Source organism: Sphingomonas sp. GW821-FHT09E03 (assembly GCF_059416225.1).
This window is the reverse complement of sequence record NZ_JBWKOS010000005.1, coordinates 160,160-183,107: the sequence shown is the minus strand read 5'-3', so window position 1 is coordinate 183,107 and position 22,948 is coordinate 160,160. Positions and strand designations below refer to the sequence as shown.

General features: G+C 69.7%; 18 protein-coding genes and 1 riboswitch. Of the genes, 14 read left to right on the top strand and 4 right to left on the bottom strand.

Features of this window, described 5'->3' with window-relative positions:
* Positions 1 to 46 precede the first annotated feature (46 nt).
* A complete protein-coding gene (locus AC07M8_RS13515; protein WP_495174845.1) occupies positions 47 to 1,039 on the top strand; it encodes an MBL fold metallo-hydrolase in 993 nt (330 codons plus the stop codon).
* Positions 1,040 to 1,050: 11 nt separating this feature from the next.
* Here AC07M8_RS13515 and AC07M8_RS13510 read toward each other — a convergent pair whose 3' ends face one another.
* The gene (locus AC07M8_RS13510; RefSeq protein ID WP_495174844.1) at positions 1,051 to 1,881 is read right to left on the bottom strand and encodes an aldo/keto reductase; all 831 of its coding nucleotides are present in this window, start codon (positions 1,879 to 1,881) and stop codon (positions 1,051 to 1,053) included.
* 106 nt (positions 1,882 to 1,987) lie between these two features.
* Between AC07M8_RS13510 and AC07M8_RS13505 the strand changes: the two genes are divergently transcribed.
* From AC07M8_RS13505 to AC07M8_RS13495, 3 genes are all read left to right on the top strand, one after another.
* Positions 1,988 to 3,637: an OFA family MFS transporter gene (locus AC07M8_RS13505; protein ID WP_495174843.1), complete on the top strand. Its 1,650-nt coding sequence runs from the start codon at positions 1,988 to 1,990 to the stop codon at positions 3,635 to 3,637.
* Positions 3,638 to 3,712: 75 nt separating this feature from the next.
* Entirely contained in the window at positions 3,713 to 4,402 is a 690-nt protein-coding gene (locus tag AC07M8_RS13500) for a response regulator transcription factor (RefSeq protein WP_495174842.1), read from the top strand.
* Positions 4,403 to 4,406: 4 nt separating this feature from the next.
* Positions 4,407 to 5,774 (top strand): sensor histidine kinase, encoded by a 1,368-nt coding sequence (locus AC07M8_RS13495; protein ID WP_495174841.1) that lies wholly within the window; start codon positions 4,407 to 4,409, stop codon positions 5,772 to 5,774.
* 57 nt (positions 5,775 to 5,831) lie between these two features.
* Here the strand turns inward: AC07M8_RS13495 and AC07M8_RS13490 are convergent, their stop codons facing one another.
* Positions 5,832 to 8,414 carry a TonB-dependent receptor gene (locus AC07M8_RS13490; RefSeq protein WP_495174840.1) on the bottom strand — a complete coding sequence of 861 codons (2,583 nt, stop codon included), beginning with the start codon at positions 8,412 to 8,414 and terminating at the stop codon, positions 5,832 to 5,834.
* 257 nt (positions 8,415 to 8,671) lie between these two features.
* On the opposite strand from AC07M8_RS13490, the gene AC07M8_RS13485 reads away from it, so the two are divergent.
* The 5 genes from AC07M8_RS13485 (at position 8,672) to cobJ (ending at position 13,833) form a co-directional block, all read left to right on the top strand.
* Positions 8,672 to 10,081 (top strand): alginate export family protein, encoded by a 1,410-nt coding sequence (locus AC07M8_RS13485; RefSeq protein ID WP_495174839.1) that lies wholly within the window; start codon positions 8,672 to 8,674, stop codon positions 10,079 to 10,081.
* Positions 10,082 to 10,138: 57 nt separating this feature from the next.
* Positions 10,139 to 10,371: riboswitch (cobalamin riboswitch) on the top strand.
* Positions 10,372 to 10,605: 234 nt separating this feature from the next.
* On the top strand, positions 10,606 to 11,736 hold the full coding sequence (locus tag AC07M8_RS13480) for a ferredoxin-like domain-containing protein (RefSeq protein WP_495174838.1): 1,131 nt from the start codon (positions 10,606 to 10,608) through the stop codon (positions 11,734 to 11,736).
* On the top strand, positions 11,736 to 12,365 hold the full coding sequence (locus AC07M8_RS13475) for a precorrin-8X methylmutase (protein WP_495174837.1): 630 nt from the start codon (positions 11,736 to 11,738) through the stop codon (positions 12,363 to 12,365). Before AC07M8_RS13480 ends, AC07M8_RS13475 begins: the two co-directional genes overlap by 1 nt.
* Positions 12,362 to 13,087, top strand: coding sequence for a precorrin-2 C(20)-methyltransferase (gene cobI, locus AC07M8_RS13470; RefSeq protein WP_495174836.1), 726 nt, complete (start codon positions 12,362 to 12,364; stop codon positions 13,085 to 13,087). The genes AC07M8_RS13475 and cobI overlap by 4 nt, the downstream gene beginning before the upstream one ends.
* On the top strand, positions 13,084 to 13,833 hold the full coding sequence (cobJ, locus tag AC07M8_RS13465; protein WP_495174835.1) for a precorrin-3B C(17)-methyltransferase: 750 nt from the start codon (positions 13,084 to 13,086) through the stop codon (positions 13,831 to 13,833). The genes cobI and cobJ overlap by 4 nt, the downstream gene beginning before the upstream one ends.
* Here the strand turns inward: cobJ and AC07M8_RS13460 are convergent.
* A complete protein-coding gene (locus AC07M8_RS13460; protein WP_495174872.1) occupies positions 13,809 to 14,558 on the bottom strand; it encodes a cobalt-precorrin-6A reductase in 750 nt (249 codons plus the stop codon). The genes cobJ and AC07M8_RS13460 overlap by 25 nt on opposite strands.
* Here AC07M8_RS13460 and cbiE point away from each other — a divergent pair.
* The 5 genes from cbiE (at position 14,548) to AC07M8_RS13435 (ending at position 21,021) form a co-directional block, all read left to right on the top strand.
* The gene (gene cbiE / locus AC07M8_RS13455) at positions 14,548 to 15,756 is read left to right on the top strand and encodes a precorrin-6y C5,15-methyltransferase (decarboxylating) subunit CbiE (protein ID WP_495174834.1); all 1,209 of its coding nucleotides are present in this window, start codon (positions 14,548 to 14,550) and stop codon (positions 15,754 to 15,756) included. The two genes, AC07M8_RS13460 and cbiE, sit on opposite strands and share 11 nt — an antisense overlap.
* Positions 15,753 to 16,118 carry a cobalamin biosynthesis protein gene (locus tag AC07M8_RS13450; protein WP_495174833.1) on the top strand — a complete coding sequence of 122 codons (366 nt, stop codon included), beginning with the start codon at positions 15,753 to 15,755 and terminating at the stop codon, positions 16,116 to 16,118. The genes cbiE and AC07M8_RS13450 overlap by 4 nt, the downstream gene beginning before the upstream one ends.
* Positions 16,115 to 16,900: a precorrin-4 C(11)-methyltransferase gene (cobM, locus tag AC07M8_RS13445; protein ID WP_495174832.1), complete on the top strand. Its 786-nt coding sequence runs from the start codon at positions 16,115 to 16,117 to the stop codon at positions 16,898 to 16,900. The genes AC07M8_RS13450 and cobM overlap by 4 nt, the downstream gene beginning before the upstream one ends.
* Positions 16,897 to 17,649, top strand: a complete 753-nt coding sequence (cobF, locus tag AC07M8_RS13440) for a precorrin-6A synthase (deacetylating) (RefSeq protein ID WP_495174831.1) — start codon at positions 16,897 to 16,899, stop codon at positions 17,647 to 17,649. The genes cobM and cobF overlap by 4 nt, the downstream gene beginning before the upstream one ends.
* A gap of 408 nt (positions 17,650 to 18,057) precedes the next feature.
* Entirely contained in the window at positions 18,058 to 21,021 is a 2,964-nt protein-coding gene (locus AC07M8_RS13435) for a TonB-dependent receptor domain-containing protein (RefSeq protein ID WP_495174830.1), read from the top strand.
* 90 nt (positions 21,022 to 21,111) lie between these two features.
* On the opposite strand, the gene AC07M8_RS13430 is transcribed toward AC07M8_RS13435, so the two are convergent.
* Positions 21,112 to 22,875 carry a putative 2OG-Fe(II) oxygenase gene (locus tag AC07M8_RS13430; protein WP_495174829.1) on the bottom strand — a complete coding sequence of 588 codons (1,764 nt, stop codon included), beginning with the start codon at positions 22,873 to 22,875 and terminating at the stop codon, positions 21,112 to 21,114.
* Positions 22,876 to 22,948 lie beyond the last annotated feature (73 nt).

Genomic DNA, 22,948 nt, shown 5'->3' with positions numbered 1-22,948 from the left:
CCCCGCGGGGCTCGCCGCCGCCACCCCGGTTCGCTACGGCGGCGGCATGGCACGAAATCGCTACTATCAGGGGCCGCCGAGCGATCATTTCGACGGCACCCGTTTCTTCAACCCCGGCCAGCCCTCCACCGATCGCGGTCTTCGCGCGCTGCTGCGGTGGAAGCTGGCCGGCGCGGCGCAGCGCTGGCCGGCGGCGGTGCCGGTGGTGCCTGCGCGACCCGCGGCGCGGGTAGACGGTCTGCGCGTCACCATGGTCGGTCATGCCTCGCTGCTGATCCAGGCGCCCGGGGTAAACATCCTCACCGATCCGGTGTGGTCGCCGCGCGCGAGCCCGTTCCGTGCCGTCGGCCCCAAGCGCGTCACCGCTCCGGGTATCGCGTTCGACGATCTCCCGCGGATCGACGCCGTGCTGCTCAGCCACGGCCATTACGATCATCTCGACCTCGCGACGCTGCGCCGGCTGCACGAGCGCGATGCCCCGCTGATGGCGATGCCGATCGGCAATGACGCGGTCGTGCGCAAGGCGATTCCGCAGGCCCGCTGCGTCAGCGGCGACTGGTGGGACCGGCTGCCGCTGGGCGAGGGAATCGCGACCACGCTCACCCCGGCGTATCATTGGTCGAACCGCTGGCCCAGCGACACGCGGATGATGCTGTGGAGCGGCCATTATCTCGATACGCCGGCAGGATCGATCTGGTTCGTCGGCGATACCGGCTATGGCGACGGCCGCATCTTTGCCGAGGTCCGCGAGCGGCTGGGATCGCCGGACGCCGCGCTGATCCCGATCGGCGCTTATGAGCCGCGCTGGTTCATGGCGGCTCAGCATGTCGATCCGGCGGAAGCGGTGCGGATCATGACCGATGTCGATGCCGGCCGGGCGCTCGGCATCCACTGGGGTACCTTCCAGCTCACCGACGAGGCCCGCGAGGCGCCGCGCGACGCGCTGGCGGCCGCCGTCGCCGCCAGCGGTCTGGCGCCGGACCGCTTCGTCGCCGCCGAGGTCGGCGGCGTCTACGATCTTTCGCGCCGGAGCCGCTGAGCCGACGCCGCCTACAGCATCTCGAGCGGGACGGGCGCCGACGGCGGCGGAAAGGCCTGGTCGAGCCGGGCAAGGTCGTCGGCGGTCAGCACCAGATCGGCCGCCGCCCGGTTGTCGCGGACATGCGCGGCGGTGCCGGCCTTGGGAATCGCGATGATGCCGTCGCGCGCGAGCAGCCAGGCGAGAGCGACCTGCGCCGGCGACGCGCCACGATCCGAGGCTATCTCGCCGAGCGCCTTGTCGCCGACCAGCCGGCCCTGCTCGATCGGGCTATAGGCCATCAGCGGCATGCCGTGGTCGGCGAGCCATGGCGCCAGATCGTGCTCGGGCCCACGCCGGCTGAGGTTGTAGAGGATCTGGTCGGTCGCGCAGGCGGCGCCGCCGCTTGCGACCAGCTCGGCCATGTCGTCGGTGTCGAGGTTGCTGACGCCCCAGCGCAGGATCTTCCCCGCGGCGACCAGCGCTTCCATCGCCGCCGCCGTCTCGGCGAGCGGCACGCCCCCGCGCCAGTGCAGCAGATAGAGATCGAGCCGATCGGTGCCGAGCCGGGCGAGGCTCGCCTCGCAGGCCTGCGCCAGCCGCGCGCGCGAAGCGTTCTGTGGATAGGCTTTGCTGACGAGGAACACGGCATCGCGACGGCCGGCGATCGCCTCGCCCACCAGCCGCTCGGATTCGCCGTCGGCATACATTTCGGCGGTGTCGATCAGGGTGAGGCCGAGGTCGATGCCCGCGCGCAGCGCGGCGATCTCGTCGGCGCGGCGCGAAGGCTGTTCGGCCATCATCCAGCTGCCTTGGCCAAGCGCAGGCACCGTGGCGCCATCGGGAAAACGGATCATCTTCATCGCCGGTCAACGCCGGGAGCGGCGCTTTGGATCAATCGGGTGCCGCGGCTGCATTCGCCGATCGGTTCGGCTATGACCGCTTCGACGGGGGTCGGGGAGACGCTGGATGACGAGCGACGACGCACAGGACGGTTCGGCAGCGGGCGGCTTTCTCGACCGGGCCCGCAGCATCGCGCCGCCGGGCTTCAACCGCTGGCTGGTGCCGCCCTGCGCGCTGGCGATCCATCTGTGCATCGGCATGGCCTATGGCTTCAGCGTCTTCTGGCTGCCGCTGTCGCATGCGATCGGCATCGCCGATCCGGTCGCCTGCCCGGGTATGACGCTCGGCCAGGCGCTCGTCACCACCAGCTGCGATTGGCGGGTGAGCGATCTCGTCTGGATCTATTCGATCTTCTTCGTCGTGCTCGGCGTGTCCGCGGCGCTGTGGGGCGGCTGGCTCGAGCGGGTCGGTCCGCGCAGGGCCGGCGTGGTCGCCGCCTGCGCGTGGTGCGGCGGCATCGCGATCGGCGCGATCGGCGTCTCGGTCCACCAGCTCTGGCTGCTCTGGCTCGGCATCGGGCTGATCGGCGGCATCGGCCTTGGCATCGGCTATATTTCGCCGGTCTCCACGCTGATCAAATGGTTTCCCGACAAGCGCGGTATGGCCACCGGCATGGCGATCATGGGCTTTGGCGGCGGTGCGATGATCGGCAGCCCGCTCGCCGATAAATTGATGAAGCATTTCGCCGACGATACCCAGACCGGCGTGTGGCAGACCTTCCTGGTGCTCGCCGCCATTTATCTTGCGTTCATGCTGGCCGGCGCGCTCGGCTATCGCGTGCCACCCACGGGCTGGACGCCGGCAGGGCAGGGGGCGTTGCCTTCGGCCCCCGCCGCCCCGGCTCCAGCGGCGTCGCGTGCCAGCGTCCACCTCAAGGATGCACACCGGACACCGCAATTCTGGCTGGTGTGGCTGGTGCTGCTGCTCAACGTCTCCGCCTCGATCGGCATCATCGGCATTGCCTCGCCGATGTTCCAGGAGATCTTCGGCGGCCGGCTGATCGATCATCCCGGCCAACTGTTCGCCGCCTTCGCGGATGCCGACAAGAAGGCTGCGGCCACGGTGGGTGCGGGTTTCGTCGGGGTAATCAGCCTGTTCAACATCGCCGGGCGCTTCTTCTGGGCCTCGTCGTCGGACCGGCTCGGCCGCAAGCCGACCTATGCGATCATGACCGCGCTCGGCGCCTTGCTGTACGGGGTGGCCGCGCCGGCACTGGCAGATCGCTCGATCGGCCTGTTCATCCTGCTGTTCTGCGTCTGCGCCTCGATGTACGGCGGTGGCTTCGCCACGGTGCCGGCCTATCTCGCCGATCTGTTCGGCACCCGCTTCGTCGGCGCCATCCACGGCCGGATCCTAACTGCCTGGTCGGTCGCGGGCGTGCTCGGGCCTTATCTCGTCACTACCATGCGCGACGATCGCATGGCGCGCGGGATTGCCGGCGATCAATTGTACCAGCCGATCTACTGGGTGCTGGGCGGGCTGCTCGCCGCCGCCTTTCTGCTCAATCTCGCTATCCGCCCGGTCGACCCGCGCTACCAGATGGCGGCGGACGAGGATCTCGGTGCTGCGGCGGCAACGGATCAGGCGCCGGCCGGGACCGCTCATGCGGCCGATCGCCTCGGTGCCGCCGCGCTGCTGGACTGGGCGGCGGTGTGCCTGCCGATCGCCTGGGGGATCTACCAGACGCTCGCCAAGGCGGCGGTGCTGCTCAAATAGCGGTCGCGGCTTGCTTGCAGGCCCATGGCGTTGCTGTACGGCGCGGAAGCACGGGAGCGGCCTGAAGGAAACGCCATGGGTTTGACGCTGTTGCTGGTCGAGGACGATGCGATCTTTGCCGAGGCGCTGGCCGAGGAGCTGCGGCAGTTCGATCACCGCGTTACCGTCGCCGGCGACGGTCGCGAAGCGCTCGACGCGATCGATCGCGACCAGTTCGATGCGGTGGTGCTCGATTGGATGCTGCCGCGGCTCGACGGCATCTCGGTGCTCGAGCGGTTGCGCAGCGGCGAGCGCACGCTGCCGGTGATCATGCTCAGCGCCCGCGGCCAGTCCGACGAGAAGGTCGCGGGCTTGGTGGCCGGCGCCGACGATTATGTCGTCAAGCCGGTCGCCGCCGCCGAGCTCAACGCGCGGCTCCACGCGGTGGTCCGCGGCCGGCAGTGGACCGGCGCCGGCACCACCGCCACCGCCGATACCCTACGCGCCGGCGACATCGTCGTCAGCCCCAGCCGGTTCCGCGCCTGGCGCGGCGACGTGCCGATCGATCTCGTCAACCTTGAGCTCAAGCTGCTCGCCGAATTCGTCCGCAACGCCGGCAGCGTGCTCACCCGGGCGATGCTACTCGAGCGGGTCTGGGGCTATGATTTCGAGCCGACCACCAATCTGGTCGAGGTCTATATCGGCCGGTTGCGCCGCAAGCTGGCGGTGACCGGCGACGATCCGATCGTCACCATGCGCGGCGTCGGCTATATGCTGCGCGGCTAGCCGCATGGTCCGCCTCGGATCGCTGCGCGCGATCACGCTGGTGTTCCTCCTCGCCGTCACCGCGGCGACGATCGGCACCGGGATCATCAGCTACACCGCCACCAGCCGCACCATCAGGCAGCTGGTCGATGCGCGGATCGCCGCCGCCGCGGATGCGGTCGCGGCGGAAGGGGCGACGCTCGCCACGCCCGAGCTGCTGCGCCGCATGACCGTGCTGGAGGACGACCGCGACACCGGCGATCTCGGCATCACCCTCGGCGACGTGGCGCGTCGCCAGCTCGGCGGCAACATCACGCTCGTTCGCCGCCTGCCGTCGGGCTTCTCGACGGTGACGCTGAGCGATCATATCAAGGGGCTAGCGCATGGCCGCGCCTATGTGCGCCGGCTCGGCGGCGGCCGCCTCCTCACGGTGGTCGCCGAGACCGAGCCGATCGAGGGCTATGCCGCCGCCCGCCTGCGCATCTATGCGGCCGGATTCGGCGCGATCCTGTTGATCGTGTTCGCCGGCACTATCCTGTTCGCGCGCGTCGTCGCCGGCCGCATCGCCGCGACCCGCGCCACCGCCCAGGCGATCATCGCCGGCGACATGGCGCAGCGCGTGCCGATCCGCGGCGATGGAGGTGTATTCGACGCCCAGGCCGCGACCTTCAACCTGATGCTCGATCGCATCGCCGATCTGATGCGCACCATGAGCCATGTCTCGAGCGACATCGCGCATGATCTGCGCACCCCGCTCGCCCGGCTGCACAGCCAGCTGGGCACCCTCGCGCGCGACGCCGAGACGCCGGCGCTGCGAACGGGCATCGAACAGGCGCTGGCGCAGAGCGACGAGCTGCTGGCAATGTTCGCCGCGGTGCTGCGCATCGCCGAGGTCGAGGGCGGCGCCCGCCGCGCCGGCTTCGCGACGATCGACCTCGCCGCGCTCGCGCACGAGATCGCCGCGATGATGGCGCCGGTCGGCGACGAGACCGGCCATGTGGTGGTCTGCGCACCGGCACCGCCGCTTGCGATCCGCGGCGATCGCCAGTTGCTCACCCAGTTGCTGATCAACCTGATCGAGAATGGCCTGCGCCACACCCCGCCCGGCTCGCGCATCACCCTCTTGGTCGAGCGCCGCCCCGGCCACGCCGTCATCGTGGTGAGCGACGATGGCCCCGGCATTGCCGCGGCCGAGCGCGCCCATGCGCTGCGCCGCTTCGGCCGGCTCGATTCCAGTCGGGGCACCAGCGGCCCGGCGGGTGGCGCAGGCCACGGCCTCGGCCTCGCCTTGGTCGAGGCGATTGCCCGGCTCCACGACGGCACGGTGCGCCTCGAAGAAGCCGGCCCCGGCCTGCGCGTCGAGCTCGACCTGCCTGTCCGATCGCCGGCATGACAAACCCGGCCCGAGCATAGGCTCGAGCCGGGCTGCAGCGGTCCGCTCCGGACGGGATCAGAACTTGACGCTGACCTCGCCGCCGAAGGTGCGCGGCGGGTTGTAGTTGGCGTAATCGCCGAGGATGCCGCCGTAGGCGGTCGAGATCAGCGTGGTGCCGTTGTAATTGTACACCGGCGACGAGTTCGCATCCGAGCGGCGATAGATATACTGCTCGTTGAACAGGTTGCGCGACCATACCGAGAAGGTCACGGCCTGGCTGTTCTCGCCGAGGCGGATGTTGGCCAGCGACAGACGCCCGTTGACGACGAAGCTCGGGTCGGTCTTGGTCGACTCCGCCTCGAAGCTGTACTGGCTGCTGGCGTAATTGGCGTCAAGGTGGAGGCGGATGCTGGCGTCGCCGCCGCCGACCGGCACCGCATAGTCGATCGCGCCCGACGCCGCATTCTTCGGCGTGTAGACGATGTACAGCTTCTGGGTGACGCCCGTCAGCGGGTTGGTCGCCGTCGGCAGGTCGAAATAGGTGTAGGCATAGGAGCCGCTCAGCGTCAGCTCGCGGGTCGGCTTGATGGTGAGGTCCGCCTCGACACCGCGAATGTGGTTGGTACCTTGCGCGTTGATCGCCTCTTCGAGGTGGCTGGCGAAGGTCGGGCTTGTCGGGTCGGTGTCGTAGAGATCGAAGTCGAACTGCGTGTTCTTGCGGTTCATCAGATAGCCCGCGAGGTTGAGGCGTGCCTTGTGGTCGAAGAAGTCCATCTTCGCGCCCAGCTCGTACGAGCGCACCGATTCAGGCCCGAACGAGTCGAAGCGCTGCGAGCGATCGTCGGCACCGCCGGCGCGGAAGCCGGTCGAATATTTGGCGTAGAGATGGACGTCCTGGGTGGCGTCGAGTGCGACGTTGACCATCGGATCGAAGCGGCTGACGTCCCGCTTGAACAGGAATGCGCCATTGGTGAGCGCATTGGGCGTGGTGTCGCCGTTGACGATGAACAGCGAGCCGTGGCGATCGTCCTTGGTCCAGCGGCCACCGGCGGTGATGTGCAGCATGTCGAAGCTGTCCGGGGTGTAGGTCGCCTGGCCGAACAGCGAATAATTGTGGTCGTGCGCCTGGCTGTCGCGGGTGATGAACTGCGAGCCGGGCTGATAGCCCGAGTTCGCGCTCGACAGCGTGCCGGTGACGAACGGGTTGCGGATCGTATAGGCCGTGCCGTCGGCGTTCCACTGGTTGCTCAGCGGGGTCGCGGCATATTCGGTGGCATGCTCGGTGTAATAATAAGCGCCGACCGCGTAATCGAGCTGGTGGACGCTGCCCACCGCCTGGAACTCCTGGCTGAACTGGTTCTGGCGCAGGAACGACAGGCTGTAGCGGCTGAAATTGGCGTTGGGCGCGAACGCCGAGCGCTCGGGGCCACCCGAATTGTCCCACTGATCGGTGCTGACGCCGCGCCAGGCGGTGATCGAGCGCAGCTCGATCCAGGGTGCCGCCTCATATTTCAGGTTGATCGAGGTCCCGTGGGTGAGATCGGTGCTCTCTTGCTGGGGCACACCGACATCGGCGACCGACTGGCGATCCGGATGGATGCCGACCAGCGGCGCCTTGGGCGCGACGCAGGCGACTCGGCCGGCAGCCGTCTGCGCCGGGGTGATCGTGCCGCCGCAGGCGGTGTTGGTGCCCGGCAGGTACAGCGTCGTGCCGGTCACGCCGGCGGCGTTGGTGTAGGAGCCGACCGTATAGTTGTTCGGGTTGTAGTTGAGCAGCTGGCTGTACATCGGCGTGTTGTCGTCACGCGCCTGATCATAGGCGACGTCGGCGGTGAAACCTTCCACCGGCTGCCAGCGCGCCTGCACGCGGCCGCCCTTGCGATCGTAATAATTCCAGCCCTTCGAGCCTTCGAGCGGATCCTTCACGGTCGGATCCTGGTGCTGGTAGACGCCGTCGAACTTGAGCGAGATGTTGTTCCACTCGGGCAGGTCGATATGCGCCTCGGCATTCTTGCTGCCGTAATTGCCGATGCCGGCGGTGACGCGACCGTCGAACTGGCCGGTCGGTGCCTTGGAAACCAGCGACAGCGCGCCGCCCTCGGTGTTGCGGCCGAACAGCGTGCCCTGCGGGCCCTTGAGCACTTCGATGCGCTCGATATCGAACAAGGCGGCGTTGAGGCCCTGGGTCTTACCCAGCGCGACGCCGTCGATATAGACGCCGACGCCGCCGTCGCGCGCCGTCTGGTTCTGGTCATAGGGAACGATGCCGCGGATGCCGATGGTCAGCGCCGACTGGCGCGCCTCGAAGGTGGCGACGCGCAGCGACGGCACCGAACCGTCGGCGAGGTTGATCAGGCTCTGCACGTGGCGGTCGGCGAGGGCCTGGGTATCGAGCACGCTGATCGAGATCGGCGTCTTCTGCAGGTTGGTCTCGCGGCGGGTGGCGGTGACGACAATGTCGGCAAGGCCATCGGTGCGCTGCGCGGTGCTGCCATTCGTGCTGGTCGCCTCGGCGGTGCCGGTCGAGGTCGTGCCGGCGGCGGCCGCGTCCGTGGTAGTGCCGGTCTGCGCGTCCTGCGCATATGCAGGCGTGGCGACCACCGCCATCAAGGCGGCGCCCGAGAGCAGCAGCGCGCGGCCGCCGAGCTTATTCATCATCGTCATGGTCCCCAAAGGTGCGTTTGTGCGTTGCACGGGGCCTTAGGGGGGATGGGCGTCACAACTGTTGCACTTGTGTGAAACCCGCCGCCTTCCTCGCTTCATGTTGGCGTCATGTTCTATGACATTCGGACGGGTCGCAGTTCTCGGTTCGCCGCGCGAGCCGGCGCCATGGACGCAACGAGTGCGTCGTGAAACGCGGGGCCCGCGTTAGAAGATGTCACGAAACGGCAGTCTTCCGCGATCAAGGAAAGATCATGGGCAAATATTCATTCGCGGTTGGCAGCCTCACGCTGATGGTAATGCCGTCGCTTGCGCAGGCGCAATCGCTGCCGGCGTCGCCCGCGTCGTCCACCGAAAAACCCGGCAAGGTGGAGACGGCGCCCAAGGAGGATCAGCCCGGCCTGATCATCACCGCCTCGAGTCGCGCCCGCTTTGAGACCGTCGACGGGCGACCGCGACCGGACTACGCGACGTCGGAGGACGCCTTCCTGCTGCGCACCGGGGTCGCGGTCGAATATGGCCCCGGGCCGCTCGCGATCGGCGGCGAGCTGATCGATAGTCGCGCCTATGATATCGGCGGCAAGACCCAGATCGGCCGCGACGACGTCAACGCGATCGAACTGCCCCAGGCTTATCTCAAGCTGCGGCTCGACAATGCGTTCGGCACCGGCAGCAAGCTCGCGCTGCAGGGCGGCCGCTTCCTGCTCAACCTCGGTTCGGGCCGGCTGGTTGCGACCGACGAATATCGCAACACGGTGAACGGCTTCACCGGCCTGCAGGTGGAAATCGATCCCAACCGCGCCACCGCGCTGACGCTGTTCTACGTGCTGCCGCAGGAGCGGCTGCCCGCCGATGCCGACGACATCCGCCACAACAAGGTGCGGTTCGATCGCGAGACGTTCGACGACGTCTTTTTCGGCGCCTATCTCCGCCACAAGAAGCTGGTCGGCCCGCTGCAGGGCGAACTGGCCTACTATCGGCTGGTCGAGCGAGACTCGCCGGGACGCGACACCGCGAATCGCCATCTCAACGTGCTCGATGCGCGGATCGACAATGAGGCCAAGGCAGGCAAGGTCGATGTCGACCTGGAGGGCGTCTACGAATTCGGCCGCGCCAGCGACTCGACGATGGCGACCGCGACCAACGCTGCCGTCGCGGCCGGCTTCGCCCATGCCGCTGCCGGCTACACCTTCGATTCGCCGCTCAAGCCGCGGATCGGGCTGTTCTACGATTATGCCAGCGGCGACAAACCGGGCGGCAAGTTCGGCCGGTTCGACACGTTGTTCGGCAGCCGTCGCGATGATCTCGGACCATCGGGTACTTATGGCGGGGTGGCGCGCGAGAACATCAGCGCGCCGGGCGTCCGGATCGAGGCCAAGCCCGGCAAGCGTGTGGAGGTGCTCGCCGATTATCGCGCGATCTGGCTCGCCTCGCGGTACGACCGTTTCTACAATGTCGTCGAAAAGACCGGCCGCTCGGGCGATTTTGCCGGCCAGCAGCTGTCCGGTCGCGTCCGCTACTGGCTGGTGCCGCAGCATCTGCGGCTCGAGAGCAATTATGCATTGCTGTTCAAGGGCGCGTTCCTCAAGGATGCGCCCCAGGCGCTCGCCCGCGACCATGATCTGGTCCGCTTTCTCGAGATGAACGTCCAGGTTACCTTCTAGCCGGACACTGATGGCCTGCACCATTTGCCAACCAGCGACCCGCTACGCTAAGGCCGTTGCCGAACTGATCGCGCCGGTGCCCGCAAGGGCTTGAAGGGGAATGCGGTGCGGGGGCTCGTCCCCTCATGCCGCGGCTGTCCCTGCAACTGTAAGCGGTGAGCGACGTGCCCAGGGCTCCTGTCGCCGGGAGCAGCCACTGGACCCCTGGCCGCATCGGCCACGGACCGGGAAGGCCGGACGCCGAGCTTCGACCCGCAAGCCAGGAAACCCGCCGGCGATGGGTCGCTCATGCCGTCATCCAGGGGATGGTGCCGGCACGGTTCTCCGTCTGAGCGACGAACCTGTGTGGCGGGGGCCGCATCGGTGCGTGGCAATGGGCGCCAGACCGCCCGTCCGTCGCTTGCGCACCGGCCGCCAAGGCGCTCCCCGCCGGTCGTGTCGTGGCGTCGCGAGAGCATGATGAGCCGGTATTGCTTGCCCCATCTCGATCGACGCTGCCGGACCGTCTTGCGCGGACGCCGCCGGTGAGCGCGTTCGCGGTCCGTGGCTGGTGCCCCGATGCTTGGCGGCCGATGCTGGCGGGCGACGGTCTGCTGGTCCGGGTGCGGCCGCGGCTCGGGCGGGTGATCCGCGAGCAGGCGCTCGGCCTGTGCGCGGCGGCGCTGGCGTATGGCAATGGCGCGATCGACCTCACCAGCCGCGGCAACCTCCAGCTGCGCGGGATCACCGAATCGGGGTGGCAGGGGCTGATCGAGCGGCTGGTCGCGCTCGATCTGATCGATGCCGATCCCGCCTGCGAGGCCCGCACCGCGATCCTCGTCGCGCCGGACTGGCGGGCAGGGGACGATACCCAGCGCATCGCCGCCGCCTTGCTGGCGCGGCGCGGCGATTGGCCCGATCTGCCCGGCAAGATCGGCGTGACGATCGATGCGGGGCCGGCGCCGGTGCTGCTCGCCGACCCCGGCGATTTCCGCATCGAGCGCGGCATGTCCGGTGGCCTGATCCTGCGCGCCGACGGCCATGCCGAGGGCGTGGCGCTGGCAGCCGGCACGGAGGTCGAGCAGCTGATCGCCCTGGCGCAGTGGTACGTCGCCAGCGGCGGTCGCGAGGCCGGGCGGATGGCGCGGCATCCCGCGCCGCTGCCCGGCTGGGCGACGCCGGCTGAGCCGCCGGCGCCTGCTGCGGCGGCATGGCAGCCGGGCCATCATCCGCTCGGCAGCGTGCTCGGTGCGCCGTTCGGCCGGGTCGATGCGGCTGCGCTCGCCGCCTGCCTCGAGGCGGGCGCGGCGACCGCGCTGCGGATCACGCCATGGCGGCTGCTGATCCTCGAAGGCGCCACCATCGACACCGCCGCGGGCTTCGTCGCCGACCCGCATGCGCCGGCGATCACCGCCGATGCCTGTGTCGGTGCGCCGTCCTGCCCGCAGGGGTCAGTCGCCACCCGTGACCTCGCCTTGCGGCTGGCGCCGCATATCGACGGGCGACTTCACGTCTCCGGATGTGCCAAGGGCTGCGCGCGCAGCCGGCCGGCCGATGTCGTGCTGGTCGGGCGTGACGGCCGCTTCGATCTCGTGCTCGCCGGCCGCGCCGGCGATCCTCCCTCACGCACCGGTCTCGCCGCAGACCAATTGCTCGCCCTGTTCGGAACCCGCTGATGCCCTACACCTACGAAACCGACGGTGCCGCGATCTACCGCCAGTCGTTCGCGATCATCCGCGCCGAGGCCGATCTCACGCCGTTCGCGGGCGCGGAGGAAGCGGTCGCGGTGCGGATGATCCATGCCGCGGGGATGGTCGGTCTCGCCGACTATATCCGCTTCTCGCCGGGCTTCGCCGAGGCGGGGCGAACGGCGCTCGAGGCCGGCGCGCCGATCCTGTGCGATGCGCGGATGGTCAGCGAGGGCGTCACCCGCACCCGTCTGCCCGCCGACAACCAGGTGATCTGTACCCTGCAGGCGCCCGAGACGCCGGGCCTCGCCTTGGCAATGAGCAACACCCGCTCGGCGGCGGCGCTCGAATTGTGGCGGCCGCATCTCGCCGGCGCTTTGGTCGCGATCGGCAACGCGCCGACCGCGCTGTTCCACCTGCTCAACATGCTCGAGGATCCCGATTGCCCGCGCCCGGCGGCGATCATCGGTTGCCCGGTCGGCTTTGTCGGTGCCGCCGAATCCAAGGCGGCGCTGTGGGCGGCGCAGCCGGTGCCCTGCGCGATCGTCGAGGGGCGGCTGGGCGGCAGCGCCATTACCGTCGCCGCGATCAACGCGCTGGCGAGCCGCGCCGAATGAGCGTCGGTACCATCCATGGCGTCGGCCTCGGGCCCGGCGCGGCCGATCTGATGAGCGTGCGCGCCGACCGGCTGGTGCGCGGCGCGCGCCACGTCGCCTATTTCCGCAAGGCGGGCAAACCCGGCCAGGCGCGGCGCATCGTCGAGGGGCTGCTCCGCGACGATGTGGTCGAGCTGCCGATGGAATATCCGGTGACCACCGAGATCGCAGTGTCCGATCCTGCCTATAACGATTGCCTCGCGGGCTTCTACGCCGCCTGCGTCGAGCGGCTCGCCGCGCTGGCGGCAGCGGGCGAGGAGGTGGTGGTGCTGTGCGAAGGCGATCCGTTCTTCTACGGCTCGTTCATGCATCTCTATACCCGGCTCGACGGGCGGGTGCCGGTGCGCGTGGTGCCCGGCATCACCGGCATGTCCGGCGCCTGGACCGCGAGCGGCGCGCCGATCACCTGGGGCGACGATGTGCTGACGGTGCTGATGGCAACGCTGCCCGAGGAGGATCTGGTCCGCCGCATCCGCGACACCGATGCGCTGGTGGTGATGAAGATCGGCCGCCATCTCGACAAGCTGCGCCGCGCGGTGACTCTCGCGGGGCGCGACGACGCCGCCTGGCTGGTCGAATATGCCGCCATGGCCGAGCAGCGCGTCACCCGGCTGGCCGATGTCGGCGCGATCACCCCCTATTTCTCGATCCTGCTGATCCACGGCCAGGGGCGGCGGCCATGACCGGCTGGCTCGCGGTTGCCGGCCTGGGCCCGGGCGACGAGGCGCTGGTCACGCCCGAGGTGAGCGCGGCGCTCGCCGACGCCACCGACGTGATCGGCTACATCCCCTATGTCGCCCGCGTCGCGGCGCGGCCGGGGCTGACCCTCCATGCCAGCGACAACCGCGTCGAGCTGGATCGCGCCCGGCTCGCGCTCGAGCTGGCGGCGGCCGGCCATCGCGTGGTGGTGGTCTCCTCCGGCGATCCCGGCGTGTTCGCGATGGCGGCGGCGGTGTTCGAGGCGCTCGAGGTTGGCCCAGAGGCCTGGCGATCGCTCGCGATCAGCGTGCTGCCGGGGATCACCGCGATGCTCGCCGCCAGCGCCCGCGCCGGCGCGCCGCTCGGCCATGATTTCTGCGCGATCAACCTGTCGGACAACCTCAAGCCCTGGCCGCTGATCGAGCGCCGCGTCCGGCTCGCCGCTGAGGCCGATTTCGCGATCGCCTTCTACAACCCACGCTCGCGGGCACGGCCCGACGCGCTCGACCGCATCTTCACGATCCTTCGCGACGCCTGCGCTGACGACCGCCCGGTGCTGTTCGCCCGCGCCGTCTCCACCGCCGAGGAAAACCTGCGCGTCGTGCCGCTGCCGCAAGCGCTCGGGGAAATGGCGGACATGCGCACCATGGTGATCGTCGGCTCCAGCCAAACCCGCACGATTGCGCGGCCAGCCGGCGATCTGCTCTACACGCCGCGGTCGGCATCATGATCGAGCCACGCCAGCACCGCGCGGGGATCGTGGACCTCGCTGCGCGGCGGCAGCGCCGGCCGGTCGATCATCATCACCGGCAGCCCGAGCGCGCGCGCGGCGCCGAGCTTGGCGACCGCGCCGCTGCCGCCGGCATTCTTGCACACCACGAGCTCGATGCGATGCGCGCGCATCAGCCGCGTGTCGCCGGCGAGATCGAACGGGCCGCGGTCGACCACCAGATCGTGGCGGGGCAGGGGCGGGGCCTCGCCGCCGCCGTCGACGAAGCGGAGCAGGTAATGATGCTGCGGCTGCGCGGCGAACGCGTCGACATGCATCCGGCCGAGCGCCAGCATCACGCGTCGTGGTGCGCCGCCGAGCGCCGCCACCGCCGCATCGAGATCGGCGACGTGGCGCCAGGCGTCACCGGCCTGCGCCGCCCACGCCGGGCGGGTGAGGGCGATCAGCGCGATCCCGGTCTGCGCCGCGGCGGCGAGCGCGTGCCTGCTCATCTGCGCGGCGAAGGGATGGGTCGCATCGACCAGATGGGTGATGCCCTGCGCGCGGATATAGCTCACCAGCCCATCGATCCCGCCAAACCCGCCGACCCGGGTCGCGATCGGCTGCGGCCGGGGGTTGGCGACCCGGCCGGCATAGCTCAGCACCGCCGCGTCGCCGCGCGCGGCGAGCAGCGCCGCGAGCGCGCTCGCTTCGGTGGTACCGCCGAGGACGAGGATGGACGGGATGGCTGAGGCTCCGTGGCTGACGATCGTCGGGATCGGCGAGGATGGCATGGCCGGCCTCACCGCCGCCAGCCGGGCCGCACTCGCCGCAGCCGAGCTGGTCGCGGGGGCGCCGCGCCACCTCGCGCTGCTGCCCGCGCTTACGGTGCCGACCCTCGCCTGGCCAGTCCCGTTCGCCGCCGGCATCGCGCCGCTGCTCGCAGCGCGCGGGCGGCGGGTGGTGATGCTGGTGTCGGGCGACCCCTTCTGGTTCGGCGCCGGCACCGTGCTCGCCCGTCAGCTCGACCGCAGCGAGTGGGTGGCGCACCCCGCACCCTCCACCTTCGCGCTCGCCGCCGCCCGGCTCGGCTGGGCACTCGAGGATACCTTGTGCCTCGGCCTGCATGCCGCGCCGCTTGCCCGGCTGCGGCCGCATCTCGCGCCGGGCCGGCAGGCGCTGCTGCTGCTGCGCGACGGTGACGCGGTCGGGCAACTCGCCGCCTATCTCAGCGGCCTCGGCTTCGACGCGTCGCGGCTCCACGTCCTCGAAGCGCTCGGCGGCGCGCGCGAGCGGATCCGCACCGCCACCGCCGCGGCGATGCCCTTTGCCGACATCGCCCACCCCGTCGCGATCGGCCTCGTCGTCGCCGGTGACGGCGCGGTGCTGCCCCAGGCGAGCGGCCGCGTCGACGACTGGTTCGATCACGACGGCCAGCTCACCAAGCGCCCCGCACGCGCGCTCACCCTGTCGGCGCTGGCGCCGCGCCCCGGCGAGACCTTGTGGGACATCGGCGCCGGCTCGGGATCGATCGGCATCGAATGGCTGCTCGCCCACCCGACCACCCGGGCGCTGGCGTTCGAGGCCGATCCCGTCCGCGCTGCCCGCGCCCGCGGCAATGCCGCCCTGCTCGGCGTCGATCGGCTCCAGGTGATCGACGGCCGCGCACCCGCGGTGCTCGACGGCCAGCCCGCGCCCGATGCGGTGTTCGTCGGCGGCGGCCTGTCCGAGGCGTTGCTCGCCACGCTCTCCGCGTGCCTCGCTCCCGGCACCCGTCTGGTCGCCAATGCAGTGACGCTCGAATCCGAGGCGCTGCTCGCCCACTGGCATGCCGACCGCGGCGGCAGCCTGCTGCGGATCGAGCTTGCCGAGGCGGCGCCGATCGGCACCCGCCGTGGCTGGCGCGCGAGCTACCCGCTAGTGCAGTGGAGCGTCACCCTGTGATCGTTGCCGGCTTCGGCTGCCGCGCCGCCGCAGGCTTGCCGGCGTTGCGTGATGCGCTCGCCTCAGCGCAGCGCGGCCAGCCGACGGTGACGGCACTCGCCGCGCCCGCCGACAAGCTCGCGCAACTCGCGCCGCTCGCCGCGGCGATGCGCCTGCCGCTCATTGCAGTGCCGGCGGCCGCGCTGCACGCCCAGGCCACCGCCACGCAATCGCCTGCCAGCCTGCAGGCGCGCGGCACCGGCAGCGTCGCCGAGGCCGCGGCGCTGGCGGCGGCGGGCGCCGGCGCGCGGCTGCTCGCCTCCCGCCACGTCTCGCCCGATCGCACCGCGACCTGCGCCATCGCCCAAGGAATACCCGCATGACCGTCCATTTCATCGGCGCCGGCCCCGGCGCGCCCGACCTGCTGACGCTGCGCGGCCGCGACCTCATCGCCGCCGCGCCGGTGTGCCTCTATGCCGGCTCGCTGGTGCCCGACGCACTGCTCGGCCACTGCCCGCCGGGCGCGCGCATCGTCAACACCGCGCCGCTGTCGCTCGACGCGATCATTGCCGAGATCGAGGCCGCGCACGCCGCCGGCCAGGATGTCGCGCGGCTGCATTCGGGCGATCTGTCGATTTGGTCGGCGCTCGGCGAGCAGCTGCGCCGGTTGCGCGCGCTGGCGATCCCGTTCACCATCACCCCCGGCGTCCCCGCCTTCGCCGCCGCCGCCGCCGCGCTCGAGGTGGAGCTGACCCTGCCGGAAGTCGCGCAGTCGGTGGTGCTGACCCGCACGCCCGGCCGCGCCAGCGCGATGCCCGCGGGCGAGACGCTCGCGGCGTTTGCCGCCACCGGTGCGACGCTGGCGATCCATCTGTCGATCCACAATCTCGAATCGACGCTCGCCGATCTGATCCCGGCCTATGGCGCTGATTGCCCGGTCGCGATCGTCTGGCGCGCAAGCTGGCCCGACCAGCAGATCGTCCGCGCGACGCTCGCCACCGTCGCCGCCGCTATCACCGGCAAGCCGGAGCGCACCGCGCTGATCCTCGTCGGCCGGGTGCTCGATCCTGCCGATTTCGCCGAGAGCAGCCTCTACGCCCCGGGCTACGACCGCCGCTTCCGCCCGCAATCGGCAGCATCGCCGTTCGCCGATGGTGCGGCATGATCGATCTCCACCTGATCGGCATCGGCACCGGCAACCCCGATCATCTCAGCCGCGCGGCGATGGCGGCGATGAACGCCGCCGACCTCATCCTGCTGCCGCGCAAGGGCGCGCGCGCCGCCGACCTCATCGACCTGCGCCGCGACATCTGCGCCGCGGTGCTCACCGGCGCCACCAGGGTAGTTGAGTTCGACCTTCCCGAGCGCGATCCCGCCGCGCCCTATCTCGACGCCGTCGATGATTGGCACGGCGCGATCGCGCGCGTCTGGGCGGCGCAGATCGCCGCGCATCTGCCCGATGGCGGCCGGCTGGCGTTGCTCGTCTGGGGGGACCCGTCGCTCTACGACAGCACCCTGCGCATCGCCGCGCGGCTGCAGGCGGACGGCATGCCGATGCGGATCAGCGTGGTGCCCGGGATCACCAGCCTGCAGGCGCTCACCGCCGCCCACGCCATCCCGCTCAACGACCTTGCCGGCGCGGTGACGATCACCACCGGCCGGCGGCTGCGCGAGGGTGGCTGGCCTGCGGGTACCGACACTGTCGCGGTGATGCTCGACAGCGGAGGCGCCTTCACCGCGCTCGATCCCGCCGGGGTGCGGATCTGGTGGGGCGCCTATCTCGGCATGCCGCAGCAGGCGCTGATCGCCGGTCCGCTTGCTGACATCGGGCCCGCCATCCTCGCCGAACGTGCCGCACTCCGTGCCGCTCATGGCTGGATCATGGACATTTATCTGCTGCGCCGCATCGGCTGATCGCATGCCGTCACGTTGCTCGGCTCGACGGCGGATGCTCATGGACAATACAGGGCTGCGCTCCGTCGGGGACGACGTCACCTGCCACAAGCGTGAGTGACACGCGCGGACGGGCGCCGGCCGCCCCTTAAGGGCGACGGCTACCCCGCACCGATGTGTGTAGCAATGTGACAAGGTTGCAACATATTGTGTTATTCGGACCGTGTCGGTCATGGTTGATTGCAAACCTCCGTTTCATGTGAACATTCTGTCATCCGCGACACAATCGCTGCTTCGGGAACGGCGCGGCGACATATTGGGCAAATCGCCTTGTGGAAGCAGATCGAGGTGGCGGACGTCAAAGACGCCGTTGCCGATTTTGGGGGAAAAACCATGAAGTTACGGTCACGGATCTTTGGGCGAACCACGTTGGCGCTGGGTGCAGCGCCGATTGCGATCATCGCCGCACTCACTGCTGCGCCGGCTTGGGCGCAAGAGCAGGAGAGCACCTCGACCAGCCAGAACGTCGGCATCTCGTCGACGCCACGGGGCGACGCCAATCCCAATCAGAGCACCAATGATGGCGAGATCGTGGTCACCGGTTCGCGTATTGCGCGCCGCGAGATCAGCTCGGCCAGCCCGATCGCGGTGGTCAGCCAGGAAGAGTTCAAGCTCTCCGGCACGGTGAACGTCGAGAGCGTGCTCAACACGCTGCCCCAGGTGATTCCGGGTTCCACCGGCTTCTCGAACAATCCCGGCGGTGGCGTTTCTACGCTCAACCTGCGCGGCCTCGGCGAACAGCGCAACCTCGTACTGGTCAACGGCCGCCGGTACATGTTCTATGACACCAGCCAGATCGTCGATCTTAACACCATCCCCGCCTTCCTGATCGACGGCGTTGACGTCGTGACCGGTGGCGCTTCGGCGGTGTACGGTTCGGACGCCATTGCCGGTGTTACCAACTTCCGCCTGCGGACGGACATCAACGGCATCGAGGCCGGCGGCCAGTACAACATCACCGAGCGCGGCGATGGCCGCCGCTATGAGGGCTATCTCGCCCTCGGATCGGACTTTGCGGACAACAAGGGCCATGTCACGGCCTATGGCGAATATTACAAGCGCGCCGCCATCTACCAGGGGGCACGGTCCTTCTCGCAGACGGCGCTCGGCGATGGCGTCGATGCCAACGGCAATCCCACGCTGGTGCCGCTCGGCAGCCCCTCGGTGCCGAATGGCCGTTTCTACGTAAACCCCTCCAGGGTCTGCGTCGGTGGCACTGGCGCCGCCTGCACCGGCGGGCAGTTCTTTGCCCGCGGCGCTGGCACGTTGTCGGCCAACACCACCCTCGGCCAATATTACACGGGCGCCAACACCTCGCGGCCGTTCACCACGGCCGATTACTACAATTACGCGCCCGACAATTTCCTGCAGGTGCCGCAGGAGCGCTATCTGGTCGGCGCCTATGCCAATTACGAGGTCAACAGCTGGTTGAACCCGTATCTGGAAGTGTCCTACGTCAACAACCGGGTGAACAACGAGCTGGCGGCGTCGCCGATCAGCGGCACGTTCGGCATCGCCGTCAACAACCCGTTCTTGTCGGCAGCGGACAGCGCATCGATCAACGCGATCAACGCGCAGCAGCTGGCGATCAACGCCGCCCGCGCCGCGCTCGGCCTTGGGGCGCTCTACACGCCGGGCGTCGTCAACGTCGGCCTGGCCTCGCGCACCAACGCGGTGTCGTCGCGCCGCCAGCTTGACGATCGCAACGCCTTCCGGATGCTGATCGGCACCAACGGCGAGATCGTACCGGGCATCAAATACGATGCCTATTACTCCTACGCCCGGACCCGCAATTCGCAGATCCAGTACGGCAACATCTCGCGCGCGGCCTTCACCGCCGAGCTGCTCGCCAATCGGTTGAACATCTTCGGCCCGAACCTGCTCTCGCCCGAAGAAGCCGATGCGATCTCGATCACCACGCAGAACACCGACATCTCGGTGCTGCAGGTGGCGCAGGCCTCGATCAGCGGCAGCATCTTCAACTTCGGCTTTGGCGGTGACGACGTTGGTTTCGCGATCGGCGGCGAATATCGCAAGGTTCACAGCCAGTATATTCCGGACACCGCTCTGTCCTCGGGCGACGTGGTCGGCTTCAACGGTGGCGATCCCACCGAAGGCGGCTACAGCGTCAAGGAAGCGTTCGGCGAGTTGCGCGTGCCGCTGATCGGCGGCAAGCCGTTCATCGAGCGGCTCGAGCTCAACGGCGCGTTCCGCTATTCGGATTACACGCTGGATGGCGTTGGCGGCGTCTGGACCTACACCGGTGGCGCCGAATTCGCCCCGATCCGCGACATCGCCTTCCGCGGTCAATATTCGCGCGCCGTGCGTGCGCCGAACGTCGCGGAACTGTTCGGTGGCCAGTCGAACGGCTTCCCGGCGGCGACCGATCCGTGCGCCACGGCGGGCGCGCAGAACAACGCCGCCTTGGTCGCGATCTGCACGGCGACCGGCGTTCCTGCCGGCGCGGTGGGCACTGGCGCATCGCTCCAGCCGGCGACGCAGATCGAAGGTCTGTTCGGTGGCAACCCGAACCTCCAGGAAGAAGTCAGCGACACCTACACGGCCGGCTTCACCCTGCAGCCGCGCTTCCTGCCCGGTTTCCACTTCAGCGCCGACTGGTTCAAGATCAAGGTCGACAACGTCATCACCTCGCTGGGTGGCAGCGTCGATAACATCCTGGATCTATGCTACAACGTGTTCCAGGATCCTAACAGCATCTACTGCCGTGCGGTGTCGCGCAACGAGGACGGCACCATCCAGAACCCGAGCTTCGTCACCGCTGTCAACGCCAACGCCGCGAGCCTCAAGACCTCGGGCATCGACATCTCGGCCGATTACACCCAGGTGCTCGGCTTCGGCATGTTCGGCGAGCAGAGCAAGCTCAACGCGTCGTTCCAGGGCACATGGACCGACAAGAACGAGTTCGCGCCGGTCGTCGGCCAGCCGCCGTACCAGTGCGCTGGTTACTTCGGCGCCTCGTGCGGTACGCCGCAGTCCAAGTATAAGTGGACGTCGCGCCTATCGCTGATCGATGGCCCGGCGACGATCAGCCTGCGCTGGCGCCACCTGTCGAGCGTCAAGGACGATGCGCTGGCCGATGACACCGTGTCGGCGGCCGATCTGGCCGTGCCGCGGCTCAAGGCGAAGAACTACCTCGATCTCGCTTTCTCGATCGACCTGACGGAAGCCTACAACTTCTCGTTCGGCGTCAACAACATCGGCGACGTCAAGCCGCAGCTGATCGGCAGCTCGCAGCAGCAGGCCAACACCTATCCGGGCGTGTATGACGTGCTCGGCCGGGATTTCTACGCGGCGGTTCGTTTCCGCTTCTGACGGCGCTCGCCGTTCCTGCCTTGGGGGTGGTCGCCTGGCGGCCACCCCTTTTTCGTGCCTGCTCCCCCGGGCCGACGTGTGCGCCCGCGATCAGAAGGCGACGTCGAACGCCACCGACAGCCGCTCGCCGGCCGCGAACGGCCGCGTGCCGTGGAACAGATAGCTCGGGAACAACGCCAGCCGCCCCGGCTGCGGCTCGATCATCGCCAATGGGGCCAGCGCCAGCGCCAGCGCATCGGGTGGCCGGCCCAGCTCGAGCCAGCCCTGCCGATCCGGCCCCGCAGCGGGCAGGGCGATGTACAGCGCCGAGCTCAGCACGCCGCGGGTGTGGATGTGGCTGACATGAAAGCCGCTGTCGCTCAGCCGCACCGACCAGGAACCCGCGAGCACCGGCGTCGCGTCGCGGTGCCGCAGCAGCGGGTGCGTGGGGTCGGCCGGCGGCAGCGCGGCGAGATGGTCGCGCACCGCCGCCACCACCAGCGCGCGCAACGCGCGCAGCGGCGGTTCGAGCCGGTCGAACAATCGTCCGCGCGTCTGGGTGCCGCCGACTAGTGACTGGCCGATCGGCTGCGCACGCGCACGATGGAGCCCGCGCAACGTCGCCGCGAGCGCGGCGAGCGCGGCCGCATCGAGCGGTAGATCGTGCTGGGCGTACAGCCCCGGCTGGCCGGTCAGCCAGGTCGCGCGCGAGTCGCCAAGCAGCCGCCAGGCGAGGTCAAGATAGGCCCAGCCCGCCATGTCGCCGGGATGCGCCGCCACCCGGCGCACCAGCGTTGCCGCCGCGATGTCCGGCTGGCCCGTCGCCAAGGCGTAGCGTGCGTGCAGCAGCGCGTGCGCCGGCGCCGTGTCGAGCGCGGCCAGCGCTCGCCCGGCACGGTCGAGGTCGCGTGCCTCCAGCGCGATGCTCGCCTCCGCCGCAACCAGCGCGGGCGACGCCGCGAGTGCCGACCGCGCCCGATCGATCGCCGCCAAGGCCTTATCGTGGCGGCCGGCGCGCGCAAGCGTCTGCCAATGCGAGCGGTGCAGCGCCATGTCGTCGCCGCGGATCGCCAGGGCGGCGATGTAGCTGTCGGCGAACGCATCGCCGTCGCCCGCCTCGGCGCGCATCCGCGCCAGTTCCTCATGGCCCTCGATCCAGTCCGGCAGCGCCCGGGTCGCTTCCACCAGCAGCGCGATGCCCTCGGGATCGCCCACTGCCTCGCGCGCATTGGCGAGGCCGAGCAGCACGTCGCGATCCCCGGCGCCGGCATCGATGCAGCGCTGGAACCGCGTCGCCGCATCCGCCTCGCCGCGCTCGAGCGCGACCCGGGCGCGGCCCTGCAATGCCACCGGCCGCGGCTCCAGCGCCAGTGCGGCATCGAAGGCGAGCGCCGCCTCGTCGAGCCGGTTCACGGCGCGCAGGCTCGCGCCCCGCAGCGCATGGGCAGCGGCATGGCGCGGATGGGCGGCCAGCACCCGGTCTGCATCGGCGAGCGCCGCATCATGATCCCCCAGCCTTGCCAGCAGCGCCGCCCGGTTGAACAGGGCCTCGCCAGCAACCGCGCCGCCGCGCGCCGCCGCTTGGCGGTAATGCGCCAGGGCCGCCGCACTGTCGCCGGTGTGCGCCAGCAGGTTGGCGTAATGGAGGTGGATCTGTACGTCGGCGGGTGCCAGCGCCAGCGCGCGGGCAAATGCCGCCGCCGCGTCTGCCAGCCGTCCGCTCTTGCGCTCCACCAGCGCCAGCAGGTGCCATGCCGCTGCCTGCTCGCCGGCCGTGCGCAGCAGCGCCGCCAGCTCGACGCGCGCCGCCTCCAGCCGATCCTGGTGGAAGGCGAGTTGTGCACGGGCGAACATCTCTTGCGCGCGGGCGGCCATGCCGCCGACATGACCCGCCGCCGCGCTGCTGTCCAGCCGCCGCCGCGGTGACAGCCGGCTTGTTGCACCACCG

What these genes read in the sequence shown, in the direction of transcription:
- AC07M8_RS13515 (WP_495174845.1), top strand. Translation starts at nt 47, where the DNA reads ATGGCACGAAATCGCTACTATCAGGGGCCGCCGAGCGATCATTTCGAC.
- AC07M8_RS13510 (WP_495174844.1), bottom strand. Translation starts at nt 1,881, where the DNA reads ATGAAGATGATCCGTTTTCCCGATGGCGCCACGGTGCCTGCGCTTGGC.
- AC07M8_RS13505 (WP_495174843.1), top strand. Translation starts at nt 1,988, where the DNA reads ATGACGAGCGACGACGCACAGGACGGTTCGGCAGCGGGCGGCTTTCTC.
- AC07M8_RS13500 (WP_495174842.1), top strand. Translation starts at nt 3,713, where the DNA reads ATGGGTTTGACGCTGTTGCTGGTCGAGGACGATGCGATCTTTGCCGAG.
- AC07M8_RS13495 (WP_495174841.1), top strand. Translation starts at nt 4,407, where the DNA reads ATGGTCCGCCTCGGATCGCTGCGCGCGATCACGCTGGTGTTCCTCCTC.
- AC07M8_RS13490 (WP_495174840.1), bottom strand. Translation starts at nt 8,414, where the DNA reads ATGATGAATAAGCTCGGCGGCCGCGCGCTGCTGCTCTCGGGCGCCGCC.
- AC07M8_RS13485 (WP_495174839.1), top strand. Translation starts at nt 8,672, where the DNA reads ATGGGCAAATATTCATTCGCGGTTGGCAGCCTCACGCTGATGGTAATG.
- AC07M8_RS13475 (WP_495174837.1), top strand. Translation starts at nt 11,736, where the DNA reads ATGCCCTACACCTACGAAACCGACGGTGCCGCGATCTACCGCCAGTCG.
- cobI (WP_495174836.1), top strand. Translation starts at nt 12,362, where the DNA reads ATGAGCGTCGGTACCATCCATGGCGTCGGCCTCGGGCCCGGCGCGGCC.
- cobJ (WP_495174835.1), top strand. Translation starts at nt 13,084, where the DNA reads ATGACCGGCTGGCTCGCGGTTGCCGGCCTGGGCCCGGGCGACGAGGCG.
- cbiE (WP_495174834.1), top strand. Translation starts at nt 14,548, where the DNA reads ATGGACGGGATGGCTGAGGCTCCGTGGCTGACGATCGTCGGGATCGGC.
- cobM (WP_495174832.1), top strand. Translation starts at nt 16,115, where the DNA reads ATGACCGTCCATTTCATCGGCGCCGGCCCCGGCGCGCCCGACCTGCTG.
- cobF (WP_495174831.1), top strand. Translation starts at nt 16,897, where the DNA reads ATGATCGATCTCCACCTGATCGGCATCGGCACCGGCAACCCCGATCAT.
- AC07M8_RS13430 (WP_495174829.1), bottom strand. Translation starts at nt 22,875, where the DNA reads ATGGCCGCCCGCGCGCAAGAGATGTTCGCCCGTGCACAACTCGCCTTC.